The organism is Kitasatospora sp. NPDC087315 (assembly GCF_044744345.1).
GTDB lineage: Bacteria > Actinomycetota > Actinomycetes > Streptomycetales > Streptomycetaceae > Kitasatospora.
Genome location: NZ_JBIUYD010000008.1, coordinates 206,443 through 222,083, shown reverse-complemented (window position 1 = coordinate 222,083; position 15,641 = coordinate 206,443). Strand labels below are relative to the sequence as shown.

Annotated in this window: 13 protein-coding genes; 3 read left to right on the top strand and 10 right to left on the bottom strand. The window is 73.8% G+C overall.

Going from position 1 to position 15,641, the window contains the following annotated elements:
• Positions 1 to 570 precede the first annotated feature (570 nt).
• On the top strand, positions 571 to 1,983 hold the full coding sequence (locus tag ACIO5D_RS14075) for an ABC1 kinase family protein (protein ID WP_400795230.1): 1,413 nt from the start codon (positions 571 to 573) through the stop codon (positions 1,981 to 1,983).
• An 85-nt stretch (positions 1,984 to 2,068) separates the two neighbouring features.
• Here ACIO5D_RS14075 and ACIO5D_RS14070 read toward each other — a convergent pair whose 3' ends face one another.
• The 4 genes from ACIO5D_RS14070 to ACIO5D_RS14055 all read right to left on the bottom strand — a co-directional run bounded on the left by ACIO5D_RS14070 (position 2,069) and on the right by ACIO5D_RS14055 (position 6,000).
• On the bottom strand, positions 2,069 to 2,314 hold the full coding sequence (locus tag ACIO5D_RS14070; RefSeq protein ID WP_400655260.1) for a hypothetical protein: 246 nt from the start codon (positions 2,312 to 2,314) through the stop codon (positions 2,069 to 2,071).
• Between the two features lie 149 nt (positions 2,315 to 2,463).
• The gene (locus tag ACIO5D_RS14065) at positions 2,464 to 2,832 is read right to left on the bottom strand and encodes a WhiB family transcriptional regulator (RefSeq protein WP_400655151.1); all 369 of its coding nucleotides are present in this window, start codon (positions 2,830 to 2,832) and stop codon (positions 2,464 to 2,466) included.
• A gap of 168 nt (positions 2,833 to 3,000) precedes the next feature.
• Complete coding sequence (locus ACIO5D_RS14060; RefSeq protein ID WP_363610925.1) at positions 3,001 to 3,465, bottom strand: hypothetical protein; 465 nt, start codon at positions 3,463 to 3,465, stop codon at positions 3,001 to 3,003.
• A 291-nt stretch (positions 3,466 to 3,756) separates the two neighbouring features.
• Positions 3,757 to 6,000: an ATP-dependent DNA helicase UvrD2 gene (locus ACIO5D_RS14055; RefSeq protein ID WP_400795228.1), complete on the bottom strand. Its 2,244-nt coding sequence runs from the start codon at positions 5,998 to 6,000 to the stop codon at positions 3,757 to 3,759.
• Between the two features lie 209 nt (positions 6,001 to 6,209).
• On the opposite strand from ACIO5D_RS14055, the gene ACIO5D_RS14050 reads away from it, so the two are divergent.
• On the top strand, positions 6,210 to 6,467 hold the full coding sequence (locus ACIO5D_RS14050) for a mycoredoxin (protein WP_363610921.1): 258 nt from the start codon (positions 6,210 to 6,212) through the stop codon (positions 6,465 to 6,467).
• 26 nt (positions 6,468 to 6,493) lie between these two features.
• On the opposite strand, the gene ACIO5D_RS14045 is transcribed toward ACIO5D_RS14050, so the two are convergent.
• From ACIO5D_RS14045 to ACIO5D_RS14020, 6 genes are all read right to left on the bottom strand, one after another.
• Positions 6,494 to 7,363, bottom strand: coding sequence for a GntR family transcriptional regulator (locus tag ACIO5D_RS14045; RefSeq protein ID WP_363610919.1), 870 nt, complete (start codon positions 7,361 to 7,363; stop codon positions 6,494 to 6,496).
• Positions 7,364 to 7,624: 261 nt separating this feature from the next.
• Positions 7,625 to 8,566 (bottom strand): NAD(+) diphosphatase, encoded by a 942-nt coding sequence (gene nudC, locus ACIO5D_RS14040; RefSeq protein WP_363610917.1) that lies wholly within the window; start codon positions 8,564 to 8,566, stop codon positions 7,625 to 7,627.
• A 69-nt stretch (positions 8,567 to 8,635) separates the two neighbouring features.
• Complete coding sequence (locus ACIO5D_RS14035) at positions 8,636 to 10,048, bottom strand: dipeptidase (RefSeq protein WP_400795226.1); 1,413 nt, start codon at positions 10,046 to 10,048, stop codon at positions 8,636 to 8,638.
• Between the two features lie 131 nt (positions 10,049 to 10,179).
• Complete coding sequence (locus ACIO5D_RS14030) at positions 10,180 to 13,065, bottom strand: FtsX-like permease family protein (RefSeq protein ID WP_400795224.1); 2,886 nt, start codon at positions 13,063 to 13,065, stop codon at positions 10,180 to 10,182.
• Complete coding sequence (locus tag ACIO5D_RS14025; protein WP_363610911.1) at positions 13,062 to 13,838, bottom strand: ABC transporter ATP-binding protein; 777 nt, start codon at positions 13,836 to 13,838, stop codon at positions 13,062 to 13,064. Before ACIO5D_RS14025 ends, ACIO5D_RS14030 begins: the two co-directional genes overlap by 4 nt.
• Positions 13,839 to 13,938: 100 nt before the next feature.
• On the bottom strand, positions 13,939 to 14,589 hold the full coding sequence (locus ACIO5D_RS14020) for a PadR family transcriptional regulator (protein ID WP_363610909.1): 651 nt from the start codon (positions 14,587 to 14,589) through the stop codon (positions 13,939 to 13,941).
• Positions 14,590 to 14,666: 77 nt separating this feature from the next.
• Between ACIO5D_RS14020 and ACIO5D_RS14015 the strand changes: the two genes are divergently transcribed.
• A complete protein-coding gene (locus ACIO5D_RS14015) occupies positions 14,667 to 15,635 on the top strand; it encodes an endonuclease/exonuclease/phosphatase family protein (protein ID WP_400655138.1) in 969 nt (322 codons plus the stop codon).
• Positions 15,636 to 15,641 lie beyond the last annotated feature (6 nt).

Genomic DNA, 15,641 nt, shown 5'->3' with positions numbered 1-15,641 from the left:
GGCGCCGGCGGCGCGGGGGGGGGCGCCGCCCCCCCCCCCCCCACCCCCCCCCCCCCCCCCCCCCGCCGGGGGGGGGGGGGGCCGGGGGGGCCGGGGGCCCCCCCCCCCCCCCGGAAGCTCAGCCCAGCCCAGCCCAGCCCAGCCCGTCGGCCTCGGCCGCAAGCGCCCGAGGCCGACGAAACAGCCGACAGACCCGGCCCGCCGCCCGGGGCGGCGGGCCGAACGGAAGCCCAATCGCCTCGAACCACCGCGCACAGGAAGTCGGCCCGACCGACTTCCTGTGCGCAACGCCACCCGGTGCGGTCGAGGCGCGGCCCTCCGCCCCACGGCAGCGGGCAAGGCCCACCCCTGGCCCTCTGCTGGCGCTCTGCTGGCCCTCTGCCGACGGACGGGCCCCGGGCGGGGCGCGTCCGTCGGAGAGCGGCGGAACCGGCCGGAGGCGGGTGCCCGGTGAACCGTTGCAGCAAGTGGCAAATGCGGCCGGGGGCGGAGTGGGGAGCGGGCACAATGGCGTAGTGATGGTCGGCCCCCGGTCGTGGGGTGCCGGGGGCGTGTGGATTGGAGGCCCGGGTGAGCGATCTTCCGCGCAAGGCAGTGACCCGCACGGCACGGCTCGCCGCCCTGCCGCTGGGGATAGCCGGCCGGGCAACGCTCGGACTGGGCAGGCGGATCGGCGGGCGCTCCGCCGAGGTGGTGACCGCCGAGCTGCAACAGGCCACCGCGGACCAGCTGTTCAAGGTCCTGGGCGAGCTCAAGGGCGGGGCGATGAAGTTCGGGCAGGTGCTGTCCGTCTTCGAGGCCGCGCTGCCGGAGGAGGTCGCCGGGCCGTACCGGGCCGCGCTCACCAAGCTCCAGGACGCCGCTCCCCCGATGCCCGCCGCCAAGGTGCACACCGCGCTGGAGCAGCGGCTCGGTGAGGGCTGGCGCGAGCTGTTCCGCAGCTTCGACGACCGCCCGGCGGCCGCCGCGTCGATCGGGCAGGTGCACCGGGCGGTCTGGCACGACGGGCGCGAGGTCGCGGTCAAGGTCCAGTACCCGGGCGCGGGGGACGCGCTGCTGGCCGATCTCTCCCAGCTGAGCCGGGTGGCCTGGCTGCTCGGCCCGCTCATCCCCGGGCTCGACATCAAGCCGCTGATCACCGAGCTGCGTGAGCGGGTCGCCGAGGAACTGGACTACGAGCTGGAGGCCGGTGCCCAGCGCCGGCACGCCGAGGAGTTCGCGGGCGATCCGGACATCGTGGTGCCCGGGGTGGTGGCGCAGGCCGACCAGGTACTGGTCACCGAGTGGATGGACGGCGTCCCGCTGGCCGAGGTGATCGCGAACGGCACCCAGGAGGAGCGCGACCGGGCCGGGCATCTGCTGGCCCGGTTCCTGTTCGCGGGCCCGTCCCGGACGGGTCTGCTCCATGCCGACCCGCACCCTGGCAACTTCCGGCTGCTCAAGGACGACGGCCCGGCGGAAGGCTGGCGGCTCGGGGTCCTGGACTTCGGCACCGTGGACCGGCTGCCGGGCGGGCTGCCCGCCCCGATCGGCGCCTCGCTGCGGATGGCGCTGGCCGGGGACGCGGCGGGCGTGCTGGACATGCTGCGCGAGGAGGGCTTCGTCAAGCCCTCGATCGAGCTGGACCCGGACGCGGTGCTCGACTACCTGCTGCCGATCATCGAGCCGGCCGCGGTGGACACCTTCCACTTCACCCGCAGCTGGATGCGGTCCCAGGCCGCGCGGATCGCCGATCCGCGTTCGCCCGCCTACAACCTGGGCAAGCAGCTCAACCTGCCGCCGGCGTACCTGCTGATCCACCGGGTCACGCTGAGCACCATCGGGGTGCTCTGCCAGCTCGGCGCGAAGGCGCCGTTCCGTACGGAGATGCTGGCGTGGCTGCCCCAGTTCGCGGACGAGGCCGCGAGCGGGGGCGCCGACCAGGCCGAGGCGCCGGAGCCGAAGCCCGCGAAGAAGCGCGGCGGCGGCACCCGCAAGCGCTGACCCCCGGCACAACGGCCGCAGGCCGCTCCCCATGGTGGGGAGCGGCCTGCGGCACGACGGGGGTGGGGCGAATCCGGCCCCGCGCCTACATCAGCGCGACGGCGAGGGCCTTGCGGGCGCGCAGCGAGGCGCGTTCGGCCTTCTGCTTGAGCCGGCCGGCCCGGGCGATCCGGGTGACGAGCCGTTCGTGCTCGGCTTCCTGCAAGCGCTCTTGCATATGGGCACGGGCCAGGGATTCGTGGAGAAGTTGCATCTCGAGGGTCCTGTTCTGGATCTGAAGTTCGGTGGTCTGCTCTGCGCGGACGGTCGGATCGATGGCGGCGGCGGTCATGTCGTGGTCCTGCTCGTGGTGCGACGTGGGGAAGTGGACGGTGCGGGCTGCGTCGGCTTTGGCGGCGGCGAGACGCACGGAGCGGCGCAGGGCGCTGTCCAGCGGGGGCTGCTCTCCCCGACGGACGGCCGCGGCTCCGAGCGCGGGGTTCACGCTGCGACCTCGGTCTTGCGCGGGCGGCCACGCGGCCGCTTGCGGGCCACGACGACACCCTGGACGAAGAGCTCGCCGCCCCAGACGCCCCACGGCTCACGCCGCTCCAGCGCGCCGGTCAGACAGACGTCCTTGACCGGGCAGGTGCCACAGAGGGACTTCGCGTACTCGACGTCGGCCGGCGTCTCCGCGAAGAAGACCTCCGGGTCGAAGGCGCGGCACGGGATGGGGAGACCGAGCGCCTCGGCCTGCTCGATCGAGGTGAGCTGCATAAGAGAAACCTCCGGGGGGTCGGCCTGGTCGGCCTTGGTGTTCTGGCTTGTCGGCGGTACGGACGGGATGGGCGGTGTGATGACCGTGGACACTGTGGGCGTCTTCCTCGTCTTTTCAGTGGGTCCGGCTCAGCTGACTGGTGGGGCTGGGCCGGAGGCCCCGGGGGGCCTGGGTGGTCTTGCGTACCGGACAAAACAGAAGGGCCGCGGATCCCGGTGTGACGGGTTCCGCGGCCCTGGAGGTGCCGACCTGAGGCTTCCTCAGGTTCGTTCTCTCCAGGGTTCAGGCCCGCGGAAGGCCCGCATCCGGACGGCCATGGCGCCGGTAAAGGCGGCCTTGGCCTGGTTAATCTGCTGCTCGTTCTGCTTCTGGGCGTTTCCGGCACCGATGACCTGCGCATAGCCGCCATGCATGGCAAGGGCTACTGCCGCCTTCGGTGCCTGGGTCGGTCGCTCATCGCGCAGGGAGCGCGACGTGCCGGCCGACGCCCAGTCACGGGACAGACCGGTCTCGACGGAGGTGCCTTCGATGCCGCCCGTGACACCCGTGATGCAGAGATCAGTGTGTCCAGGACCACTGACAACGGGGACGACGGAGACACCGGTGGTGTCGAGACCCAGACCGGTTCCACCCAGCTCGGCGAGAGCCCGCAGGCGGGCGGCACGCAGGGAGGAGGTAGCGACGACGGTCTGGCCAGTCAGTTTGGTGATCGTGATGGTTTCCACTGTCTTCGCCTCCTCTCGGCGCCTCGCGAGGCCTGGTCTCCCGGGCCTCGAACTGTTCGGATGTCTGTCTCGGTGGTGCGGGTGGAGCTGGTGAAACTGTAGATGTGGCTCTGGTGCGCAAGGGAACAAGGCGCAGGTGTCACCCCGCACGATCGCGTCCCCTTGACCGCTCCGGCAGGCTATTGCGCTCCCGGTACGACGCGCAAACTATTTTTCCGGCGAGTTTCCCGGCGGGTTCCGAAGCACCCCGGGCGACCGCTTCCGGGCCGGCTCGGACCAGCCCGGTCCGGCTCAGGCCGGTTCGGCCGGATCGCCGTCCTCGACGTCGACCGGATCGTCCTCGGGCTCCTCCCCCGCGCACAACGAGAGCACGGCGGCCCCGTACTTGTCCAGCTTCATCGCGCCGACCCCCGAGATCACGGCCAGCTCCTGCCGGTTCGCGGGGACGTCCTCGGCGATCGCCATCAGCGTCGCGTCGGTGAAGACGACGTAGGCCGGCGCGCCCTGCTTCTTCGCCTGCCCGGCCCGCCACTCGCGCAGCCGCTCGTACAGCCCCTCGTCCATCGTGGAGGGACAGCTCTCGCACCGGCGCAGCTTGCGTTCGACCGCCTCGGTGAGCACCCGCTCGCAGACCCGGCACTTGACCGGCCCGCGTACCCGGCGCCCGGCGGAGCGCTCGCCGGGCTCGACGCCGCCCCGCCCGCTCCGGCCTCCGGCGCGTGCGCCCGGTGCGCCGGAGTTCGGCCGCAGGCCGTCCAGGAAGCGCGTCGGCTTGCGGCTGGCCCGGCCGCCCGGGGAGCGGGAGAGCGCCCAGGAGAGCGAGATGTGCTTGCGGGCGCGGGTGACGCCGACGTAGAGCAGCCGGCGCTCCTCCTCGATCTGCTCGTCGGTCTTGGCGTAGATGATCGGCAGCGTGCCCTCGGTGAGGCCGACCAGGAAGACCGCGTCCCATTCCAGGCCCTTGGCGGCGTGCAGCGAGGCCAGGGTGACGCCCTCCACCGCGGGTGCGTGCTGGGCGGCGGCGCGGGCGTCGAGTTCGGCGACGTACGCGGCGAGGTCGGCGCTCTGTCCGTCGGCGGTCCGGGTGCGCTCGAACTCCTCGGCGAGCCGGACCAGCGCGGCCAGCGACTCCCAGCGCTCGCGCACCGCGCCGGAGCCGGCCGGCGGCTCGGGGGTGAAGCCCCGGGTGGCGAGGACGGCACGGACCTGGGCGGCCAGCCCGGGGGTGCCGTCGGTGAGCGGGTCGGAGCCGGCCCGGGCGGCGCCGCGCAGCAGCACTCCGGCGTCGCGGACCTCGGGCCGCTCGAAGAACCGCTCGGCGCCCTTGAGCTGGTAGGAGACGCCGAGGTCGGCGAGCGCCTGCTCGTAGACCTCGGACTGGCCGTTGGTGCGGAACAGCACGGCGACCTCGCTGGCCCGCACGCCCGAGGCCAGCAGCTCCTTGATCCGGCGGGCGGTGGTCTCGGCCTCGGTCGGCTCGTCCTCGTACTCGGTGTAGACGGGTTCGGGGCCGGCCTCGCGCTGCGAGACGAGCTCCAGCCGGTGCCGGGCGGCCTGGCCGCGGGCCTGTGCGAGCAGGCCGTTGGCGAGGTGGACGACCTGCGGGGTGGAGCGGTAGTCGCGGACCAGCTTGACCACCGTCGCCTCGGGGTGGCGGGTGCGGAAGTTCAGCAGGTAGTCGGGGGTCGCGCCGGTGAAGGAGTAGATGGTCTGGCTGGCGTCGCCGACGACGCAGAGGCTGGCGCCGCCGCCGGGGCCGGTCCACTGGTCGAGCAGCCGCTGCTGGAGCGGGGAGACGTCCTGGTACTCGTCGACGGTGAAGTGCCGGTACTGGGTGCGGACCTGGTCGGCGATGTCCGGGCGGTCCTCCAGGATGGCGGCGGTCAGCAGCAGGACGTCCTCGAAGTCGATGACGCCGCGGCGGCTCTTGGTCTCCTCGTAGACCCGGTAGACCTGGGCGGTCTCGGCCGGGTCGCGGGGGGCGTCGCGGCCCGACTTCTGCACCGCGGCCGGATAGTCGTCGGGGCCGATCTGGGTGACCTTGGCCCATTCGATCTCGGCGGTGAGGTCGCGCAGTTCGGTGCGCTGGACCCGCAGCCCGCAGCGTCCCGCGGACTCGGCGACCAGCTGGACCTTGCGTTCCAGCAGCTGGGGCACCGGCCCGCCGACGGCGCGCGGCCAGAAGTACTGGAGCTGGCGCAGCGCGGCGGCGTGGAAGGTGCGGGCCTGGACGCCCTCGGCGCCGAGCTGGCGCAGCCGGCCGCGCATCTCGCCGGCGGCGCGGGCGGTGAAGGTGACCGCGAGGACCTGCTGGGGCTGGTAGACCCCGCTGCGCACGCCGTAGGCGATCCGGTGGGTGATGGCGCGCGTCTTGCCCGTGCCGGCGCCGGCCAGGACGCAGACGGGCCCCTGCAGGGCGGTGGCGACGGCCCGTTGCTCGGGGTCGAGCCCGGCGAGCACCGCGTCGGGGCCGGAGGGGGCCCGGTAGTCGTCGAACGGGCTGCCGCTCAAGAGGTCTTCCTGCATGCCTTCCATCCTCTCAGCCCGGTGGGACAACTCGGGCGGGCTTGTCCACAGGCGCGGTGTGATCGCAGGATGATCACCACGCCTCCCGGCGTGCGGAATGGCGGCTGCGCCCCCAAGGGTGAGAGGTCGCCCCTCACTCCGGGCGTCCGCGGAATGACCGTCGCGCGGCGGACGTTCTCGCCTGAGACCGTACGCCCCCTCCCGAAGGAGCCCCCTCGATGTCCGGCAGCGTCACGATGTACAGCACGACCTGGTGCGGGTACTGCAACCGACTCAAGAGCCAGCTGGACCGTGAAGGCATCGGCTACACCGAGATCAACATCGAGGAGGACCCGGCGTCGGCGTCCTTCGTCGAGTCCGTCAACAACGGCAACCAGACCGTCCCGACCGTGCTGGTGCAGCCGGTCGGCGGCGGCGAGCGGGTCGTGATGACCAACCCGAGCCTGATCCAGGTCAAGAAGGCCCTCGCGGCCTGAGTCCACGGCGTCCCCGGGCCGGTGCGCTACGGCGCGTCGGCCCGGGCCGCGTCCGCCCTGGCCTGGTCCGCCCTGGCCGGGTCCACCGGGGTGGCGGGCGCGGGCAGCGAGGCGCGGGCGGCGAGGTCGCCCACGCCGTAGACGAGCCGGCTGCGGTCGGCCGAGTAGCGGGTCTCGATGACCCGGACGGGCCCGCGCCGGTCGTAGGTGACCCGGGTCTGGACCATCAGCGGCACCCCGGGGCCGCCCTGGAACCACTGCGCCTCCTCCGGCCCCGGCATCCGGGCGACCAGGTGGTCGACGGCGCCGATCTCGGTGCGGCCGAGCACGGCGAGCACCGCCTCGTCCCCGCCGTCGATCTGGTCGGGCTCCATCAGCGGGGTGCCCGCGGCGAGGCCGGCCCGGTAGTGGCTCTCCTCGATCGAGTACGGCTCGCGGTCCAGCATCCGCAGCTGGCGGCGGACCACGATGGCCTCGCCGGGCCGCAGTCCGAGCCGCTCGGCGATGTCGACCCGGGCCCGGACGATCATCATCTCGAAGTCGACGGTGAGCTCCCGGCCGGCCTCGACGGCCTCGCCGAGGTAGACGGCGGTGGGCACGGCCAGACAGTCCCGTGGCGCGGGCGGCAGGGTGGGGCCGAAGGCGCGGTGGTCCAGGACGGGATGCTCCCGGAGATAGGTGCCCTTGCCCTGGAGGCGGACCAGCCGGCCCTCGTTGACCAGCACGTCGACGGCCAGCCGGACGGTGTTGCGGGCGACTCCGTACTGTCGCTCCAGTTCGCTCTCGACCGGCAGGGCCGCGTCGGCGGTGAACTCGCCCTCGGCGATCCGGCGGCGCAGATCGGCGGCGAGACGCTGGTATTTGGGGGATTGGGCGGTGCCCCGTGGAATTGTCACCCGAGTGAATGTAGCGAGGGAGGTGACCCCGTCCGGCCGATTCCGGCAATGTCCTCCGTATCGGTGACGGCGCACCCGGGGCGCACGCCCTCCCCCGGGGGCCTAGGTCCCTCCGGATACGAACATCCGCACGGCAGGTCGGCCGGGCCTCGGCCGCAGCAACCGGCCCCGACGGCCAGGACCGCGATGACCCGAGCAGCACGGGGCTCGAAACGGAAAATTGGGGCGCACGAATTTATCCGCACGCCCCATTTCGCCGCATTACCAGCGCGCCGCCGACGGCAGCGGTTCGCCGTACCAGAGTTCGACCAGGTGACGTGCGATCGAAATCCCGGACGGCGGCAGGATCTCGCCCGCCGCCATCCCGGCCCGCAGCTCCTCCCGGGAGAACCAGCGCGCCTCGGCCAGCTCCTCGCCGTCCACCGTGATCGCCGTCCCGTCCGGGGCCGCCTTGCCCATGAAGCCCAGCATCAGGCTGGACGGGAACGGCCAGGGCTGGCTGGCGACGTAGCCGACCTCGGCGACCCGCACACCGGCCTCCTCGAAGACCTCGCGGATCACGGCCTGCTCGATCGACTCCCCCGGCTCCACGAAGCCGGCCAGGGTCGACCAGCGGCCCTCCGGCCAGATGGCCTGGCGGCCGAGCAGGCAGCGGTCCTGCTCGTCGGTGATCATCATGATCACCGCCGGGTCGGTGCGCGGGTAGTGCTCGGCCGCGCAGGAGGTGCAGCGGCGGATGTGCCCGGCACCGGCCTTCTCGGTCGGGTGCCCGCAGCGCGAACAGAAGCTGTGCAGCCGGTGCCAGTGCTCCAGCGCGACGGCGTGCACCAGCAGCCCGGCGTCCCGGTCGGAGAGCAGCCCGCCGACCTCGCGCAGCCCGGCCGGCCGGGCGTCGCCGTCCAGCCGCCCGGGCAGGCTCTCGCCGGCCAGTGCGAAGTACGAGACGCCGTCCTCGTCGGTGCCCAGGAAGTAGCGGTCACCGGTCTGCGGCGCCTCGAAGGAGGGCAGCAGGACCAGTTCGGTGCCGTTCCCGGTGTCCACCACGAACGCCTCGCCCCCGGCGATCGGCAGGACCTTGGTGTTCGGGTGGCTCCACGCGGCCGCCAGCCAGGGTTCGTCGAACCGGTGCTGGGCCGCCCGGTCCACCCCGGCCCGGGCCAGCGCCAGGTGCCGCGGGCGTTCGGTCTCAGGCACGGTGCTCACTTCGTTCCATCCCCACGTGATGAATCATCCGGATGAGTGATCTCGCTGTCAGGGCGGGCCCTGTGGCCCTCACACGCCCTCGCCGCCCGGCCGCCAGTTCTCGGCCAGGTCGCCCCAGAGATAGGCGGCCGTCTCCACGCCCTTGGCCAGCAGGTCCAGCTCGACCTTCTCGTTGACCGAGTGCCAGCCGTCCGACGGCACCGAGATGCCGAGGAAGAGCACCGGCGCGCCGAGCACGTCCTGGAGGTCGGCGGCCGGGCCGGAGCCGCCCTCGCGGGTGAAGAGGATCTTCTGCTGGAACGCCCGCCCCATCGCCCGGACGGTGGACTGCAGCGCCGGGTGGTCCAGCGGGGTCAGGCAGGGCCGGGTCGCGCCCGGGAACACCAGCTCGTACCGGATGCCCTCGGGCACCCGCGCGGCCACCCAGTCCCGGACGGCCGCCCGGACCTGCTCCACCTCCTGCCCGGCGACCAGCCGGAAGGAGAGCTTGAGGTGCGCCGAGGACGGCACGATGGTCTTGCCGCCGGGGCCGGTGTAGCCGCCCCAGATGCCGTTGACCTCGGCGGTCGGCCGGGCCCAGACCCGCTCCAGGGTGGAGTAGCCGGCCTCGCCCCGGGTGCCGTACGACTTGGCGACCTTCAGCCACTGCGCCTCGTCGAAGGGCAGCTCGGCGAAGAGCTCCCGCTCGCGCTCGGTCAGCTCGACCACGCCGTCGTAGAAGCCTGGCACGGAGACCCGGCGGTCGGCGTCGTGCAGCGCGGCGGCCAGCTCGGCCGCGACCGCGGCCGGGTTGGGCACGGCGCCGCCGAAGGAGCCGGAGTGGATGTCGGTGTCCGGGCCGTACAGGTCGATCTGGGCGTCGGCCAGACCGCGCATGCCGGTGCAGACGGTCGGCGTGGTCTCCGACCACATGCCGGTGTCCGAGATGATCACCACATCGGAGGCCAGTCGCGCGGCCTCCCGGCGGACCAGGTCGGCGAAGTGCGGCGAACCGGACTCCTCCTCACCCTCGATCAGCAGCTTGAGGTTGACGGCCGGGGCGGTGCGCCCGGTGGCGGCCAGGTGGGCCCGGACCCCCAGCGTGTGGAAGAAGACCTGGCCCTTGTCGTCGGCCGCGCCGCGGGCGAACAGCTGCTTCCCGACCACGGTCGGCTCGAACGGCTCGGTCGCCCAGCCGTCCTCCTTGGCCGCCGGCTGCACGTCGTGGTGCCCGTAGACCAGCACGGTCGGCGCGGACGCGTCCCCGGACGGCCACTCGGCGAAGACCGCCGGCAGGCCGTCCGTCTCCCAGATCTCGGCCACCGGGAACCCGGTGTCGCGCAGCTTCGCGGCCAGCCACTCGGCGGAGCGGCGCACCTCGCCGGCCCGGCCGGGGTCGGCGGAGACCGAGGGGATGCTCAGCCACTCGGAGAGGTCGGCCAGGAAGGCGCTCTGGTGCCGGTCGATGAAGGAGCGGACGACGCTGTCCGGGGTTTTCGTCATACGGACGACTTTAGTTCGCCCGCGCGGGTGTCCGCCCCGGCCGTCCGGCGCACGAGACCTGTAACGTCCGTCACCCCCGGCCGCACGGAGACGGCCGGGGGTGACGAGGGGTGGTGGCGGCGGACCGCGCGTCAGCCGGAGCGGCGCAGCAGCGAGATCCGCGAGCGGGTGAGCAGCGTGGCCAGTACCACCGCGAGCAGCGGCAGGACGACCACGGTGACCCCCACGTTGAGCCACGGGAAGACCACCAGCGACCGGTTCGCCACCTGCTCGGGGCTCATCCCCGGGAAGACCGCCGCGGCGGCCTCGACCTTGAGCAGCGCCACGGCCGGCACCACGCCGGCGACGACGCCGAGCAGGGTGCCCATGGTCGCGATCACTCCGCACTGGAAGCCGGAGAGGGTGCGGCGGATCCTGGGCTCGGCGCCGACCGCCGCGAGGGTGGTGAGGTCGCGCTGGGAGTCGGCGGCGGCGAGACCGGTGGCGATGCCGGCCGCGCCGAGCGCGACCAGGGCGGCGAAGGCGGTCAGGCCGAGGGTGACCAGGTCGCGCTGGGAGTGGTAGCCGCGCTCGACCTGGAGGTAGGTGTGGTCGGCGAGCTTGCTCAGCGCGCCCATGGCCTTCTGTTCGGCGCCGTCGGTCGGGGCGGTCTCGGGCAGCCAGACCGAGCCGGCGTCGGTGGTGGTCAGGCCGAGCCGGTGGGCGGTGTCCGGGGTGATCAGGGTCTGGCCGGCGGTCGGGATGACCGCGGTGGCCAGGTAGGCGTCGACGGCGACCTCGTGGACGACCTCCTCGACCGGCTTGCCGGGCTTGGCCGCCGACCGGTCCTGGGGCTCGGTCAGCTCGACCAGGACCTTGCCGTCCTTGATGTACTTGGGGTCGAAGACCACGGCCTTGCCGGCCGCCAGCGCCTGGCCGACGGCCGGGTCGGTGATGCCGAAGAGGTTGTGCAGCACGGTGGCGTCACCGGACACCAGGGCGCCGAAGGTGTTGGACCGGCTGGTGTGGCCGCTCTTGCAGCGCTCGTCCTCCTTGCGGAGCCGGTTCGCCTCCTCGTCGCTGATGTCGACGAAGCCGTTCGCGTCCAGCGGGCAGCGCCGTTCCTTGGGCATGTTGACGGTGACGAAGCCGCAGCTGCCCTCGGTCACCGAGCAGTCGCCCTTGTAGCCGACCTTCTGGACGTCGGCACGGGTGCCGAGGCCGGGGATGCTGCTCTCGACGGCGTTGCGCATCTGGGGCAGCAGTTTGCCGTCCGCGGCGGAGCCCCAGCCTCTGTCCAGGGTGACCGCTCCGGCGGGCGCTCCGGCGGTGTACTCCCGGCGTTGCTGCTCGTCGGTGCTGAAGGTGTAGATGCCCATGGCGACCGACCCGGCGACGGCGGCCATCACGGCGGCGACGGCGGGTGCGGTGCGCCCGCGGTGGCGGACGGAGTCGCGCAGGGCGAGGCGGGGGCCGAGCGGCAGCCAGCGGCCGATCCGGCCGAAGAGTCCGACCAGGTAGGGGGTGAGGGCGACCATGCCGAGTTCGGCGACCGCCGAGCCGCCCAGGACGGCCAGGCTGGTGTTGCCGAAGCCGCCGGTGGAGCCGAGCAGGGCGAGGGCGGCGCCGCCGCCGAGCATCAGCAGACCGAGCAGGGCCAGCTTGCGGCTCGGCGGCTTGAGCGAGTCACGGCCGGTGAGCGCGGCGACCACGTCCTGCCGGGAGGCCTGGACGGCGGGGACGACGGCCGCGAGCAGGCCGGTGACCAGGCCGATGGCGAGGACGCCGAGCAGGTCGAGCGGCTGCACGTCGAAGTGGCCGAACCGCTGCCCGGCGTACTCCTCTGCGTGGGTGCGCACCAGGGCGACGGTGCCGAGGCCGAGGCCGAGGCCGAGTGCGGCGCCGGTGGAGCCGAGGACGATGCCGCCGCCGAGCACGACGGCCCGGATGTTGGCGCGGTCACCGCCGCCGGCGGCGAGCAGGCCGAGCTGCCGCCGGGAGCGCCTGGCGCCGACGGCGAAGGCGGGGCCCGCGAGGAGCACGATCTCCAGCAGGGCCATGCCCATCACGGTGGCCAGGATGACGACCCGGGTGCGGTCGAAGTAGCTGGTCCCGCCGGATTTCCGCTGGTCCTCCTTGACGTAGTAGGGCACGTCGGAGCGGGCCGGCGGGTCGAGCATGACGTTGCGCGCGGCGAGGGTGAAGCCGTACCGGTTGAGCTCGCTCACCTTGGGCCAGTCGAACGTGGCCCCGGCGGGGAGTTTGACCAGCCACCGGTCGGTCCGGTCGTCGGACGGGGTGCGGCGCGAGCCCTGGCCGGCGGCGTACGCGTTCAGGGGGTCGATCAGGGAGCCGGGCCGGGCGACCAGTTCGGTGGCCCGCAGCTCGCCGGGGTACTCGACGACGGCGGTGATGGTGTAGGGGGTGGCTTCGAGGCCGCGCGGGGCGGTGCGGTCGCCGAGCTTGAGCCCGGAGCGGTCGAGGAAGGCCTGGGTGACGGCGATCTCGTGGCCCGCGCCGGGGGCACGGCCCTTGACGAGGTCGATCCGGCCCTTCCAGACCGGGTCGTTGAGGTCGGCCTCGGTGGTCTGCACGCTGAGCAGGCCCTGGGCGGTGCTGGTGGAGGTGAACGGGCCCCGGCGCTCCGGGATGAGCGTGCTGCCGGGCGGGAGCAGTTGCCGGGCGAGTTCGGCGGGCTCGGTGTCGAGGCTGCGGCGCTGCTCGGGGGTGTACTTGGGCCGGCCGTTCTCCTGCTCGGCCGCTTCGGGGCTCTCCATGTCGTAGCCGGTGTCCGGGTCCGGGGCCTGCATGATGATGGCGCCGCGCTCCACGAGCTGGAGTTGGGCGTTGGCCTGGCCCATGGCGCGGACGACCCGCTCGGCGGGGTCGAGGTCGGCGCTGCGGAAGACCACGTCGGCGCCGGTGACGCCGAGGACGGGCAGGGCGACCATGGCGACGACGAGGGCGCTGCGGCCCTTGGCGCGCAGGGCGTCGCGGCGGGCGATGCGCAGGGCGACCCGCCAGGCGGTGAGCTTCACTGCTGCACCGGGCCCTTCCCGCTGTTGGCGGCGGCGGTGACGAGCAGGCTGGCGGCGTCCTGGCTGATGCTCTCGTCGACCATGCGGCCGTCGCGCAGGAAGACCACGCGGTCGGCCCAGGCGGCGTGCCGGGCTTCGTGGGTGACCATCATGGCGGCGGCGCCGGCGTCGCAGCGGGCCCGCAGGACGGCGAGGACGGATTCGCCGGTGGTGGAGTCGAGCGCGCCGGTGGGTTCGTCGGCGAGGACGAGGCGGCGTTCGCCGATCAGGGCGCGGGCGATGGCGACGCGCTGCTGCTGGCCGCCGGACATGTCGTCGGGGAAGCGGTCGGCGAGTTCCGGGATGCCGAGCTCCTCCAGGGCGGCGAGGGCCTCGCGGCGGGCCGCGCGGGTGGAGAGGCCGTCGAGTTCGCGGGGCAGTGAGATGTTCTCGGCGGCGGTCAGGGCCGGTATCAGGTTGTAGTCCTGGAAGACGTAGCCGATGGAGCGGCGGCGGACCTCGGCCAGCCGCTTGCGGCTGAGGCCGCCGAGGCCGACGCCCTCGACCAGGACCTGGCCGGTGGTCGGGGTGTCCAGGCCGCCCGCGAGGGTGAGCAGGGTGGACTTGCCGGAGCCGGACGGGCCCATGACGGCGACGAACTCGCCGGGGTGGACCTTGAGGTCGACCCCGCGCAACGCGTGTACTTCGGACGCGCCCTGTCCGTGGACCCGGGTGACGTTCTCCAGGTGCAGAACGGCTTGGGTGCCGCTGCGGGTCGGATCGGTGTGGGTCACGCTTCCCCCTGCTGTTCTGGGCTCCTGGTCGGGAGCCGGTGGTTCTGGTGGTGGTGCGGGGCCGCGGTCCGGCCCCCGGCCCGTGCTGCGGGGCACGGGTTCAGGCCTTGGTCCGCCGGCGGCCGGGGCGGCGGGTGGTCCTGGTCTCGGTCTCGCGGGCCTCGGCGGCTCTGGCCTGTTCGATCTCGGCCTGCTGGGCGAGGCGGGTCTCGCAGTGGTCGAGCCAGCGGATCTCGGCCTCGGTCTGGAAAATGAGCTGTTCGAGGACGAGCAGCCAGGCGAGGTCGGCGCCGGGGCTGGTGGACCGGCCCTGGCTTCCGGCGTTTCCGGGGCGGGTCTCGCCGGCCAGGGCGCGGCCCTTGAGCCGGGTGTAGTCCTGGAGGGCCTTGATGCTGTGGCGTCGCTGGCCCTGGACGACGGCGGGCACGTCCACCCCGGGGACGGTCACCGCCATGGCGAGCTTGATCGCCAGTTCGTCGCGCGGCGGGTTGGTCCGGGGCACCGGGGTGTCGAACCAGGCCCGCAGTTCGGCCCGGCCGGCCTCGGTGACGGCGTAGAACTGGTGCCCCTCCTCGTCCTCCCCGGCGGGCTCGACCAGGCCGTCGCGCTCCAGGCGGGACAGGGTGGTGTAGACCTGGCCGACGTTGAGCGGCCAGGTGGCACCGGTGCGCGCCTCGAACTCGGTGCGCAGCTGGTAGCCGTAGCGGGGGCCCTGGTCGAGCAGGGCGAGCAGACCGTGACGGATGGACATACCGAGTATGTATACCCGGTATGCCCGGCGGCCTCAAGCGGCGCCCCTCCCCCGGCGAGCGGGTACCGTCGTGCGGTGTGAGCCAGTTGCGCATCGCCACCTTCAATCTGCTGCACGGTCAGCCGCTCGCGGCGGACGGCACCCCGCTGCCCTACCCGGCCGACCCCGGAGGGCCGTTGGCGGAGGCGGTGGCCGCGCTGGACGTCGACGTGCTGGCCCTTCAGGAGGTGGACCGGCACCAGTCGCGCTCGGGCGGCGCCGACCAGGCCGCCGTCGCCGCCAAGGCGATGGGTGCGGCCGACTGGCGGTTCGCGGCGGCGCTGCACGGCCGCCCGGCGCCGGTGGCCGGCTGGCTCCCGGAGCCGTCCGCCCCCGAGTTCCAGGTGTACGGGCCGGGCGAGGTCGGCGACGGCGCCCCGCCCTCGTACGGCACCGCGCTGCTGACCCGGCTGCCGGTCCGCCACTGGCGGGCCCGCCGGTTCGCCCCGGCGCCGTTCGGGCTGCCGCTGCGGGTGGCCGGGCGGCGCGGGCTCACGCCCGTCCCGGACGAGCCGCGGGCGGCGGTGGCGGCGGTTCTGGAGGGCGAGCGGGGGCCGTTCACGGTGGTGGCCGCGCACCTGTCGTTCGTCCCGGGCTGGAACATGGCGCAGCTGGCCGGGATCCGGCGCTGGATCGCCGACCTGCCGGGGCCGTACCTGGTGCTGGGCGACTTCAACCTGATCGGCGCGGTGCCCCGGACGGTGCTCGGCGGGGCCACCGCGCTGGACCGGACCGCGCCCCGGGCGCGGGTGCGCGAGCTGCGGGCGGCCCGCCGGGCCCGGCCGCGGCTGGTGGAGCCGCGCCGGCGGCGGGTGCGCGAGCCGCGGGCGCGGCTCCAGGGCTGGCACGACCTGGCGCGCACGCCCACCTATCCCTCGCACCGGCCGGCCGTGCAGTTCGACCATGTGCTGGCGGTGGGCGTGCCGCGCACCGCGGTGGGTCCGGCGGCCGCACCGCGGGCGGCGGTCTCCGACCACCGGCCGCTGGTGGTGGCGGTGTCGCTGTAGTCCCAG